The organism is Streptomyces sp. TLI_105 (assembly GCF_900105415.1).
GTDB lineage: Bacteria > Actinomycetota > Actinomycetes > Streptomycetales > Streptomycetaceae > Streptomyces.
This window is the reverse complement of the sequence record NZ_FNSM01000001.1, coordinates 726,281-738,343: the sequence shown is the minus strand read 5'-3', so window position 1 is coordinate 738,343 and position 12,063 is coordinate 726,281. Positions and strand designations below refer to the sequence as shown.

The following is a 12,063-nucleotide window of genomic DNA, read 5'->3' as shown; positions in this document are numbered from 1 at the left end:
GTTACCGGAAGCGGTGGGCCTCCGCGCCCTCGACGGACCCGCACGGGCGGTCGGTCGCGATGCGCGCGCGGTCAGTCGCGGTACGACCGCACCTGCCGGACCTTGGCGCTGTCCAGGCGGGCGGAGCCGCCTTCGGCGAAGAGCCGGATCCCGTCGTTGTCCGGGCTCGGGAAGATCTGGTCCGTGATCACGGCCTCGCCGTCGCCGCCGAACACCTCGACGGAGGACCAGTCGACCAGGACGCGGAGCTCGACCTTGCCGTTCCGGGGCGTCAGCGGTGCGCGCTGGACGCCGGGGAAGTCGTCCGAGAAGTCCACCGCACCCGACCGCGTCCGGTCGACGTACAGCTCCTGGGTCCCGGTGTCGTAGCCGATGACCGTCTCCTGCCCCTCGCCCGTGCGGACCGTGAACCCGAACCGCTCGGCGTCACCGGGGGAGAACGTGGCCCGGATGTCGAGGGCCTTGCCGTCGGCACGGCCCCCTGCCAGGGGCGCGGAGCCTTCCGCGATCCTCACGTCGCGCACGCCGACCGCGGTTCCGGCGTACAGCGACTCCACCGTGGACACCGGCTGCTGCGTGAGCCGGAGCCGGCCGTTCACGGTGCGCAGCGCCATCTCGCGCGGAACGCTCTGCGCGCTGCGCCAGGGGGAGGTCGGAATGTCGTTGCCGTACTGCCAGTTGTTCATCCAGCCGATCATGCGGCGCTTGCCGTCCGGGGCGCCCTCCCAGGAGACGGCCGCGTAGTAGTCCTTGCCGTGGTCGACCCAGGAGGCCCGCCGGACGCTCGGGATCGCCGGTTGGTCGGCGGCGACGAAGTGGTCGGCCAGGATGTGGCCCCAGCCGCCCCGGTTCATGTCGACGATCTGGACGACGGCCTGCTTTCCCCGGTGGGCGCGCAGGTCGAAGGACGCCCAGTCCAGGCTGCCGCCGTTCCCGCCGGTCTCGCTCTGGACGACCCGGCCGTCGACGAGGAGATTGACCGCCGTCTCGGTCGAGCGGGGGCGCGCCGGGGTGTCGGACAGCATGACCTGGTCGAGCAGGATGTGACCCCAGCCGCCGGTGTTCTGGTCGACGACCTCGATGTGCGCGGTCCGGCCGGCGAGGTCGCCGACGTCCCAGGAGGCCCAGTTGAGCTCTTCCGAGTCGGCGCCGGTGGCGCTGCGCACGGTCTTGCCGTCGACGACGAGCCGGACGGCGGTGGGCGTGGCGGTGCCCGAGGGGTGGTGGCCCCCGCCGACAAGGAGGTTGATGTGCTTGGCGGTGAGGGTGAACTCGGGCGAGGTGAGGGTGCCCGTGGTCGCGTCGCCGTCGAGGAAGCTGTTCACCAGGCCGCCGCCGTCGTGGCCGGTCACCGGGTTCTGCCCGGGGAGCGTGCCGTGTGCGGGGCCGGTGCCGAAGGCGGTGCCCGTGGTGGTCCAGGAGCCGTAGCCGTCCTGCTCGAAGTCGGCGAGCACCTGTCCCGCGGGCGCGGGGGAGTCGCCGATCGCCGAGCCGGGGACGTGCGGGTGGCGGCCGCCGGCCACCTTGAAGTTGAGGTAGTCGCTGTCGACGGTGAAGGGCGGTGAGGTGAGGGTGCCGGTCTCGGTGTCGCCGCTGTGGAAACTGTCGACGAACCCCCGACCCTCGACCCCGCTCGTGCCCGAGGTCCCGGGCGCGGGGGCGGGGACCGGTCCGTCGCCGAACGCGGTGCCGGTCGTCTGCCAGGTGCCGTAGCCGGCCCCCTCGAAGTCCTGCGTCACCACTCCGGGCGGAGGGGTGTAGGAGCCGTCGTCGTCGGCCGTGAACCGCTTGCCGTCGAAGTCGCCCACGAAGTACTGGGCGGCCGAACCACCGGCGATGCCACCGGGGTTGATGTTGACGACGAGCACCCACTTGATGCGCTTGGGGTCGCCGTCGACGGGCAGCGGGAACAGGTCGGGGCACTCCCAGACGCCACCCACCGCGTTCCGCGGGCCGAAGTCGCTCAGGTGCGTCCAGCTCTTGAGGTCCTTGGAGGAGTAGAACCGGACCTTGTGCTCGGCGGACAGCGACACCGTCATCAGCCAGCTCTTGGTGGGTGCGTACCACTGGACCTTGGGGTCGCGGAAGTCCTTCGACCCGATGTCGAGCACGGGGTTCCCGGCGTACTTGGTCCAGGTGCGGCCGCGGTCGGTGCTGTACGCCAGGGACTGGGCCTGCTTGCCGTCGTCCTTGCGGTGACTGGTGTAGACGGCCACCATCGCGGGGTTCTCCTCGGTCCCGAACCCCGTGGTGTTGCCGCGGTCGACGACGGCGCTCCCGGAGAAGACCATCTCCTCGTCGTCGTGCGGGAGGGCGAGGGGGAGTTCCTGCCAGTGCACCAGATCCTTGCTGACGGCGTGTCCCCAGGACATGTTCCCCCAGGTGTCGCCGCTCGGGTTGTACTGGTAGAAGAGGTGGTACTCGCCCTGGTACCAGACCAGTCCGTTGGGGTCGTTCATCCAGTTCTTCGCGGGGCTGAAGTGGAACTGGGGGCGGTACGTCTCCGTGTACGGCCGGCTGGCCTCCGCCGCCGCCCGCGGGGCGACGGAGGTGACGGTGAGCGCGCAGGTCGCGGCCGCGGCGGCGACGAGGCGCAGCGGGACACGACGGCGGGCGGGGGCTCGGCTCATGGTTTCTCCTGCACTGGGGGCGGCGGCGCCGTGTCCGCGTCCGCTGGGGTGGGACGACGCCGGGGGGTTCGCAGTGCCGGGCGGTGGGGGCGACCCGGAAACGGCATGTCATCGATGACATGTGACAGCGATGACATCCGCTGGGCAGTGATGATGTGCGGGCCCCGGGCGGCACGTCAATGCCCCGGGCCGAGTTCGTTCGCGCCGCCCCTTCAGCCGGTGATGCGTCCGGCCGCCGGTGCCGGCAGCCGCAACTGGCCGGCCCACGGCGGGTTCGGTCCGACGACGCCGCAGGTCAGCGCCGCGACCTGGGCGGCGAAAGCGCAGGCGTCGAAGACGTCGTCGACCCGCAGATCCGTCAGGCGCCCACCGAGGAGCCCCTTGGCGCCGAGATGGTGCAGGAGCCCCGCGGTGAAGGAGTCGCCGGCTCCGACGGTGTCGACCACGTCGGTCGGGGGCGCCGGTACGACGATCCGCTCGCCGTCCAGCGAGGCGACCGCGCCGCGCTCCCCGCGGGTGATCACGACGAGCGGGACGCCCGCCGCGTGCCAGGCGTCGCAGGCCCGCTCGATCGTGTACTCGGGCAGCAGCAGTTCCAGGTCGTCCTCGCTCAGCCGGAGGATGTCCGCGAGCGCGCACCAGCGCGGCAGACGTTCGCGGTAGACGTCCAGTCCCACGAGCAGCGGCCGGACGTTGGGGTCGACGGAGATCGTGGCCGTGGCGGAGGCGCGGGCGAGGAAGTCCTCCACGACCGTGCCGCCGGGCTCGCGCACCAGGGCCAGGGAGCCCGAGTGGAGGCAGGCCGTGGAGGCGAGGTCCGCCGTGGCGAGTTCGTCCGCCGTCCACTGCCAGTCCGCGGTGCCCTGGGCGTGGAAGGAGTACGCCGCCCGGCCCTGGGCGTCGAGCTCGGCGACGGCCAGCGTGCTGGGCTCGGTTGCCCGTACGGCGGCCGTGAGGTCGACCCCCGAGGCCTCCAGGTGGTCGCGGAACAGGCGGCCGAAGACGTCGTCGGACAGCCGCGCCAGGAAGCGGGCGGGCGTGCCCAACCGGGCGAGCGCCACGGCGGTGTTCGCCGGACCGCCGCCCGGCAGGACCCGCAGGGCGAGCTCGCCCGGCGTGGGCGCGGGGACGGTGAAGGCGTCCGCGACGCATTCTCCGAGGACGGTGACCAGAGGCAGGCGCATGGCTTGATCTCTCCAGGTGGGCAGCGCGAGAAGGCTGCGTGTGCAGGGGGTCTTGAGGAAACTCACGGAGAGCGCTGCTCTCGATGTGAGGCGGTGTGGGCGGCGTTGCCGATTTGTGACGGCGCCAAGGCATTGACGTTTCCGGGTGACGGAGTTCATCATCCTCCGCAAGCGGTGTCAACGATGACATCAGTCAACGATGACACCGCCTCCAGTGCGCTCGACACCAGCAGTCCCCTTGCGCCGCGGCCCTTCGATCCGCGCGGCCGTTCCGCCCTCGTCCAGCAGGAGATCAGTCATGCTTCGCAGAAACCGCACCCTCCGTGCCTCCGTCGGATTCACCGCTCTCGCCGCCGTCTCGGCGCTGACTCTGACGGCCTGCGGCTCCGGCGCGCAGGGAGGATCCGGCGGCGGCGGAACCAAGGTCGGGCTGATCACCAAGACCGACACGAACCCGTTCTTCGTGAAGATGAAGGAGGGCGCCGAGCAGGCCGCGAAGCGCAACGGCGTCGAACTAGTCAGCGCGGCCGGGAAGTTCGACGGCGACAACGCGGGGCAGGTCGCCGCGATCGAGAACATGATCAACTCCGGTGTGAAGGGCATCCTCATCACGCCCAACGACTCCAAGGCGATCGTCCCCGCCCTCGAAAAGGCGCGTGCCAAGGGCGTCCTGGTCATCGCGCTCGACAGCCCGACCGAGCCGCAGGACGCCACGGACGCCCTCTTCGCCACCGACAACGTCAAGGCGGGCGAGCTCATCGGCCGGTACGCCAAGGCCGCCATGGCCGGCAAGGAGGCGAAGGTCGCCACTCTGGACCTCGCGCCCGGCGTCGCGGTGGGTGTGCAGCGCCACCAGGGCTTCCTCAAGGGCTTCGGCATCGCGGAGGGCGACCCGTCGATCGTGTGCATGCAGGACACCGGCGGCGACCAGGCCAAGGGCCAGACCGCGATGGAGAACTGCCTCCAGAAGTCCCCGGACGTCAACGTCGTCTACACGATCAACGAGCCTGCCGCGCTGGGCGCCTACACCGCGCTGAAGGCGAAGGGCCTGGAGAAGAAGGTGCTGGTCGTCTCCGTCGACGGCGGCTGCACCGGCACGAAGGCCGTCAAGGAGGGCAAGATCGCCGCGACCTCGCAGCAGTACCCGCTCGAGATGGCGTCCCAGGGCGTCAAGGCGGTCGCCGACTTCGCCAAGGGCGGCAAGAAGGCCTCCGGCTACACCGACACCGGCGTCACGCTCATCACCGACGCGGCCGAGCCGGGTGTCGACGCCAAGGACACCGCGTACGGCCTGGAGAAGTGCTGGGGCTGAGCCCCACGGCACTCTCCGGTGAACGCCTCCTCCGGCGAACGGCGAACGTCTCCTCCGGCGAACGCCTCCTCTCGCGAACCGCCCTCCGGCACGTCACCCCTGACGCACCCCGCTCCGCCGACCACCGACCACCGGCAAGGACCACCATGACTGCCACAACCCTGCCCTACGACCAGCTGAAAGGACCGACCACGGTCCGCCGGCTGCTCGCCACACCGACCACGGGCCCACTCGTCGCCCTGCTGCTGGCCTGCGTCTTCTTCTCCCTGACGACCGAGCAGTTCCTCTCCGGCGGCAACTTCTCGCTGATCGTCCAGCAGGTCATGGTCGTGGGCACGCTGGCCATCGGCCAGACCCTGATCATCCTCACCGCCGGCATCGACCTCTCCTGTGGCGCCGTCATGGCGTTCGGCAGCATCGTCATCGCGAAGACGGCTGCCGAGGGCGGCCTGTCGGCATTCGCCGCGATCACTCTCGGCCTGGTCGTCTGCGCGGGCTTCGGCCTGGTCAACGGCCTGCTGGTGCAACTGATCCCGCTCCCGCCGTTCATCGTCACCCTCGGCATGCTGAACGTGGCGTTCGCCCTGACCCACGTCTACTCGGCCGAGCAGACGATCACCAACCTCCCGGCGCCGCTGACCGCCCTCGGTGAGACGTTCCCGCTCGGCAACACCGACATCACCTACGGTTCGATCGTCACCATCGCCCTGTTCCTGCTCTTCGCCTACGCGCTCAGCGGCACGTCATGGGGCCGGCACGTGTACGCGCTGGGCAACAGCCCCGAGGCCGCCCGGCTCAACGGCATCCGCACCTCCCGGCTGACGATCGGGATCTACACCCTCGCCGGTCTTGTCTACGGAATCGCCGCGCTGCTCATGGTCTCCCGCACCGGCGTCGGCGACCCGCAGGCCGGACAGACCGACAACCTGGACAGCATCACCGCCGTCGTCCTCGGCGGCACCAGCCTCTTCGGTGGCCGGGGGGCCGTCCTCGGCACCTTCATCGGCGTCCTCATCGTCGGAGTGTTCCGCAACGGCCTCCAGCTGATGGGCGTCGCCTCCATCTACCAGACCCTGATCACCGGCGTGCTGGTGATCCTGGCCGTGACCGTCGACCAGATCTCCCGGAGGAAGGCACGATGAGCACTGCCGATGTCACGCCCGTGCTCCAGGCCCGCGGCCTGGTCAAGCGGTACGGCCATGTCACCGCCATCGACGGCGCGGACTTCGACCTGCTGCCCGGCGAGGTCCTCGCCGTCATCGGCGACAACGGCGCCGGCAAGACGAGCCTGATCAAAGCCCTCACCGGTGCGCTCACCCCCGACGAGGGCGAGATCCGACTGAACGGCGAACCCATCAGGTTCGCCGGGCCGCAGAGCGCCCGGCAGCACGGCATCGAGACCGTCTACCAGGACCTGGCCGTCGCCGCCTCCATGGACATCGCCTCCAACATGTTCCTCGGGCGCGAGCTGCGCCGGCCGGGCTTCCTCGGCAGCACGCTGCGCATGCTCGACAAGAAGCGCATGCGCCAGGAGGCGGCGGCCCACATGGCCGATCTCAAGATCGGACTGCGGTCGCTGACGCAGCCGGTGGAGACCCTGTCCGGCGGTCAGCGCCAGGCCGTGGCCGTCGCGCGGTCCGTCGCCTGGGCCAAGAGCGTCGTCGTGATGGACGAACCCACCGCCGCACTGGGCGTCAAGGAGTCGGGCCAGGTCCTCGACCTGATCCGCCGAGTCCGCGACAAGGGCATGCCCGTGGTCCTGATCAGCCACAACATGCCGCATGTCTTCGAGATCGCCGACCGCATCCACATCCACCGGCTCGGCCGTCGCGAGGCGCTGATCAAACCGTCCGACCATTCCATGGCGGAGGTCGTCGCCATCATGACGGGGGCGCTCAGGGTGAGCGACGATGGAGGTACGGTCGTTGCCGACGCGGATGCCGCCGAGGCGGCAGGCGTGTCCGCCCACTGAGTCACCGCGGGTACGACGCCGCGCAGACCACGGGGTCGTCGCACGGTCAGGACAGCGGGCCCGGCCCCGGGCAGGGGCCGGGCCCGACGAACGCACAGGAACGGTGGTACATGGCCGCGAACCGCCGCCCCACACTGGCCGATGTCGCCAGGGAAGTGGGCGTCAGCGCCAAGACGGTGTCCCGGGTGCTCAACGAGGACGGGCCCAGTTCCCCGGAGACCCGCGAACGCGTGCTCGCCGCGGTCGCGAAGCTCGGCTTCCAGCCGAACCTGATGGCCCGCAACATCCGGGTCGGAGGCCCCGACACCACCGTCGGCCTGGTCGTGCCCGACCTCGGCAACCCCTTCTTCGGAACCGTCGCCGGCGGCGTGGAGGACCTCGTACGCAACCGAGGGCTCACCCTGCTCATGGGCTCGTCGGCCGAAGACCCGGACCGGGAAAGGGCGTTGATCCAGACCTTCCTCGCCCGGCGCGTCAGCATGCTGATGGTCGTCCCCGCCTTCGGAGCCGACCACGGCCATCTCAAGGCGGCACGCACGGCCGGTCTGCCGGTGGTGTTCCTCGACCGGCCGGGCGTCGGACTGTCCGCCGACTGCGTCGTCAGCTCCAACCGGACCGGCGTCCACGAGGGCATCTCCCACCTCATCGCCCGCGGCCACCGCCGCATCGGCTTCATCGGAGACCTCCCCGCCAAGCTCTACACCCGGCGCGAGCGGCTCGCCGGATACCGCTCGGCGCTCGCCGAGGCCGGCCTGCCCTACGACCAGGCCCTGGTGACGGGCGCCCACAGTCAGGACGCGGCCGCCGCCGAGACCACCGCGCTCCTCGACCTGCCGCATCCCCCCACCGCCCTGTTCGCGGCGAACAACATCATGGCCCTCGGGGTCATCGCCCAGCTCACCCGCGCGGGACGCAAGGACATCGCCCTGGTCACCTTCGACGACCTCCCGCTCGCCGATGTCCTCGAACCGGCCCTGACCGTCGTGGCCCAGGACCCGGCGGCCATCGGCGAGGCGGCGGCCAGGACCGCCCTCGCCCGCCTGGACGGCGACCGCACCCGTGCCCGGACCATCATGGTCCCCACCCGTCTGGTGGTCCGCGGCTCCAGCGAACGGCTTGCGCACCCCGCCGGGCAGGTACCGATCGGGAGCTGAGCGGCACGACCCCGGCGGGCGGCTCGGGTTCCACCGGGTGGAGTCGTCCGTGTGAAGGGCGTCGAGGTAGGAGGCGTCCTGCGTGGGGGCGGCCCTGGCCAGGTGCGGGTCGCGGTAGAGGAGGGCGGCGCGGTCGAAGGGCTCGACGTCGATGATGCGCAGGGTGTTGCCGATGGACGAGTGGGCCTGGTCCGACACGGCGGACCGGACCCGGTCGTACGGTCCGGGGCCCCGCCCGCGCCGGGCCGTGTCGCGTGCCGTGACGAGAGCGGAGAGGTTCCCCGCCGAGCCGCCGGAGACGGACCTTCGCGTGGGCGATCAGCGGGCCCGGCAGGGCAGGGGCGGGGCCGGACGCCAGTCAAATCGGCTCCCGGGCGCCGGGGCCCGGTCTCCGGCACAGCTCTGGGGCGTGCTCTTCGTCCGCCGCACCGAACCCGTCGTCCGGTGAGGGGACGCTCCGGCGGGCCGTACCGATCCCGGCCGGATCTTTCGGTGTCGGCGACGACATCCCGCCGTTCCGATCGGACGACGATCGCGTCGAGACCTGCGGACGACGGCGGGAGAACGAAGAACGGAAAGGCCGCCCCGTACATGCACCCCCCCTACGCGCCACGTCACCCGCCCCGCCCGCCCCGCCCTCGACATCCTCGGCGGGATGGGAGCGCTCGCCACGGCCGACTTCTACCGACGGCTCGTCCAGCGCACCCCGGCCGGTTCCGACCAAGCGCATCTGCCCGTCCTCGTGTGGGCGGATCCGGCCGTCCCCGACCGGACCGCGGCGCTGCTCGGCGAAGGGCCGTCCCCCGTGCCCGCCCTCGCCGAGGGCGCCCGCTGGCTCCAGCGCGCCGGAGTGAGCTGCATCGCCGTCCCCTGCAACACCGCGCACGCTTACGTGGAGCAGCTGTCCGGGGCCACTGGCGCCGGAGTCCTCGACATGATCAGGGCCGCCCTCGAAACAGCGGCCCGCCGGGTGCACGGGCTCGAACGCGTGGGTGTTCTGGCGACCCGGGGCACGCGGCTGACCGGGCTGTACGAGCGGGCCGGCGCCCGGCTCGGGCTCGACGTCGTCCAGGTGCCCGCCTCCGTACAGGAGGAGTACGTGGACGCCGCCATCCGCGCGGTCATGGGCGGTGCCGACCCCACCGGGCCCGAGCGCTGGATCGCCACCGCGGCCGAGAGCCTCCAGGGGCAGGGGGACCAGGCGGTCGTCGCCGCCTGCACGGAGATCCCGCTGGTCAGCGGGGCGGCCGCCCGCGTGCTGCCGCTGGTCGACTCGACCGACGCCCTCGCCGAAGCCGCCGTCGCCCGCCTGTGGCGCCCCACGAGCGGAGTTCGTACCGGCGAACGAATCGGCTGACCCATCCTCGTCCGCACGCACCACATCGCAGGGCCGCGCGCGTCCTAACCTGCGGAGATGATCAGGCACATGTCGACGCACCCCCCCACGGAGCCTCAGCCGGGTGCTCGACGACTTCGGCCTGCTGCTGATCGAACAGCCCCTCGCCAACGACGACATGGTCCAGCACGCCCAGCTCGCCAAGCTGCTGCGCACCCCGATCTGCCTGGACGAGTCCATCGAGTCGGCCGCCGACGCCGCCGCGGCCATCTCCCTCGGAGCCTGCTCCGTCATCAACGTCAAGCCGGCCCGAGTCGGCGGCTACCTCGAAGCCCGCCGCATCCACGACATCGCCCGCGCCCACGGGATCCCCGTCTGGTGCGGCGGCATGCTGGAGACCGGCATCGGCCGCGCCGCCAACGTCGCCCTCGCCGCCCTCCCGGGCTTCACCCTCCCCGGCGACGCCTCGGGCTCCCACCGCTACTTCGCCACGGACATCACGGAGCCGTTCGTCCTCGCGGACGGCCACCTCGACGTCCCGACGGGCCCGGGCGTCGGCATCGAGCCGCTCCCGGACATCCTGCGAGAGGTCACCACGTCCACGGAATGGATCGCGTTCTAGCCCCCGAAGCGGGCCTGCCTTCAGCGGCTCCCCGGGTGCGACCGCGCCCGGGGACAGGACTCACGAGGCCGCGGGCAGGATGCCGCGGTGGGAACGGAACAGGTCGGCCGGGTCGTACTCCGCCATGACCCGGGGCGAGCCGTTCCCCCGTGGCACCCGGGAAGACCGCCTCCCGGATCTGCTCCTGATCCACGTCCCTGAGGAAGCTGACGTGGGCGCCGTGTCGGACTGCCGCACGGCGGCCGTGAACTCCTCGCCCCGGCCCGTGTGCGGGTCGGCCTCGCCGGGTCGGCGTAGACGGCGGAGAGGTGGGCCATGATCCGGCTCTGCCGGGGGGGCGAAGGCCGTGGCCCCGCCCGTGACCCGCGCGATGGCCCCGCCCAGGAAGCGCAGCTGCACCCCGGCGACCGGGGACCCGTCGCCGAAGCCGGTCGCGAGCCCGTGCTCGGCGGCGGCCACGGTGTACTCGCCCGCCGTGATGACGGCGGCGGACCGTCCCCGGTGCCGGTACGCCTCCGAGGCGTTCCCCCGGAACACGGGAACGCCTCGGTGGCCGTATGACCAGCAGGCTTTCCTGCTGATGTATGTGCCTGGACCTGACGTCCATGGACCGGGCGACGGTGCCTGCACCGCCCAGCTCACCGGGTGAGCCGGCCTCGGCTACGCCGGCCTCGGCTACGCCGGCCTCGGCTACGCCGGGCCGGCCGCGTCCAGGGCCGGTTCCCGTCCTCAGTGGTGGTCGATCCAGTAGGTCACCCAGGCCATGATCCCGGTCGTCGACAACTTCACCGCCCAGCGCACGAGTTCATCGCTCGCGGTCTCCCACAGTCGTCGGGCCGCCGTATGCCTGCCACCATCGTTCTTCGGAACGTGCTTCTTCGCCTGCTGCATGCCGAAATCGGAGCACCGGTCGCCCGGGACCAGTACCGAAGCGCTTCGGCGCACGCCGGTGAGAGGGCTGTGACGGGTTACCGAACCATGCTCGGGACTGGTCCCGAAACGGGCACCATACGGTGGCGGCCAGAAGGACGGTGCAGGTTCGGACCACAGGGGTGGATGTGCAGATCCGGGAATTCGTTCCACAAGTACTGCCGGAAACGATGCCGACGCTTTCGGGCTGCCTGCCCAAGGCTCCGCCGGGGACCATCTTCGTGAAGTCCACGCAGAGCGGATTCGCCGTCCCGCCACGGAAGTTCACTCTGCACTTCGGGCGCGCCGCGGACGACGTCCATGTGCCCATCGGTGCAGACGACCCGTATGTGAGCCGACTGCAAGGGGTCTTCAAGTGCGACGGGCAGCAGTGGTGGCTGCGGAACGAGGGACGACGCCCGATCCAACTGCCGGGCGCCGAAGCGCTGCTTCGCGGCCATGAACGGGCGATGTCCCCCGGCTACTCGGCGCTGCTCATCGAGACCCCCCACCGCAGGTCCCACCTCCTGGAGGTGCACATCGTCGGGTACCCGGCCACCGTCGACGACGGCGACTCGGAGGGAACCACGGCCACGGACGACGTATACGACCTGAGCAACACCGAGCGCCTTGTGCTCATCGCGTTGGCTCAGCGGTATCTGCGCCAGGAGCGCTATCCCCAGCCCGCGTCGTGGAAGCAGGTGGCCGATGATCTGTCCCGTGCCGCACCCCAGCGCACCTGGACGGCGAGGATCGCCGAGCACACGGTCGCCACGGTCCGCAAGCGCCTCGCGAGCGGCCGCGACCCCGTGGCCGGACTGCTGCGGGAGGAAGGGGTCGGCGAGCCCGTGGGCAACACCCTCAACCACAACCTGATCCAGGCGTTGCTGAAGAGCGCGACCCTGCTGCCCCAAGACCTGTACGTACTCGGCGAGGAGGCCTGA

General features: G+C 71.3%; 10 protein-coding genes and 1 pseudogene. 7 read left to right on the top strand and 4 right to left on the bottom strand.

Annotated elements, in window-relative coordinates:
* Window positions 1-71: 71 nt before the first annotated feature.
* Both BLW86_RS03455 and BLW86_RS03450 read right to left on the bottom strand, forming a co-directional pair.
* Window positions 72-2,630 carry a glycoside hydrolase family 32 protein gene (locus BLW86_RS03455; RefSeq protein ID WP_093872629.1) on the bottom strand — a complete coding sequence of 853 codons (2,559 nt, stop codon included), beginning with the start codon at window positions 2,628-2,630 and terminating at the stop codon, window positions 72-74.
* 212 nt (window positions 2,631-2,842) lie between these two features.
* Complete coding sequence (locus tag BLW86_RS03450) at window positions 2,843-3,814, bottom strand: carbohydrate kinase family protein (RefSeq protein WP_093872628.1); 972 nt, start codon at window positions 3,812-3,814, stop codon at window positions 2,843-2,845.
* Between the two features lie 298 nt (window positions 3,815-4,112).
* On the opposite strand from BLW86_RS03450, the gene BLW86_RS03445 reads away from it, so the two are divergent.
* From BLW86_RS03445 to BLW86_RS03415, 6 genes and pseudogenes are all read left to right on the top strand, one after another.
* Window positions 4,113-5,126: a sugar ABC transporter substrate-binding protein gene (locus BLW86_RS03445; RefSeq protein WP_093872627.1), complete on the top strand. Its 1,014-nt coding sequence runs from the start codon at window positions 4,113-4,115 to the stop codon at window positions 5,124-5,126.
* A gap of 146 nt (window positions 5,127-5,272) precedes the next feature.
* On the top strand, window positions 5,273-6,268 hold the full coding sequence (locus tag BLW86_RS03440; RefSeq protein ID WP_093872626.1) for an ABC transporter permease: 996 nt from the start codon (window positions 5,273-5,275) through the stop codon (window positions 6,266-6,268).
* Window positions 6,265-7,098 (top strand): ATP-binding cassette domain-containing protein, encoded by an 834-nt coding sequence (locus tag BLW86_RS03435; protein ID WP_093872625.1) that lies wholly within the window; start codon window positions 6,265-6,267, stop codon window positions 7,096-7,098. Before BLW86_RS03440 ends, BLW86_RS03435 begins: the two co-directional genes overlap by 4 nt.
* A 110-nt stretch (window positions 7,099-7,208) precedes the next feature.
* Window positions 7,209-8,252: a LacI family DNA-binding transcriptional regulator gene (locus tag BLW86_RS03430; RefSeq protein WP_093872624.1), complete on the top strand. Its 1,044-nt coding sequence runs from the start codon at window positions 7,209-7,211 to the stop codon at window positions 8,250-8,252.
* A gap of 643 nt (window positions 8,253-8,895) precedes the next feature.
* A complete protein-coding gene (locus BLW86_RS03420) occupies window positions 8,896-9,609 on the top strand; it encodes a cysteate racemase (protein WP_305633711.1) in 714 nt (237 codons plus the stop codon).
* 106 nt (window positions 9,610-9,715) lie between these two features.
* Window positions 9,716-10,210: pseudogene (locus BLW86_RS03415) on the top strand (enolase C-terminal domain-like protein); the annotation flags it as partial.
* A gap of 60 nt (window positions 10,211-10,270) precedes the next feature.
* Here BLW86_RS03415 and BLW86_RS03410 read toward each other — a convergent pair.
* Entirely contained in the window at window positions 10,271-10,747 is a 477-nt protein-coding gene (locus BLW86_RS03410) for a hypothetical protein (RefSeq protein ID WP_093872622.1), read from the bottom strand.
* Between the two features lie 192 nt (window positions 10,748-10,939).
* Window positions 10,940-11,101, bottom strand: coding sequence for a hypothetical protein (locus BLW86_RS41845; protein ID WP_177181539.1), 162 nt, complete (start codon window positions 11,099-11,101; stop codon window positions 10,940-10,942).
* Between the two features lie 368 nt (window positions 11,102-11,469).
* Between BLW86_RS41845 and BLW86_RS03405 the strand changes: the two genes are divergently transcribed.
* On the top strand, window positions 11,470-12,063 hold the full coding sequence (locus tag BLW86_RS03405; protein ID WP_256341186.1) for an FHA domain-containing protein: 594 nt from the start codon (window positions 11,470-11,472) through the stop codon (window positions 12,061-12,063).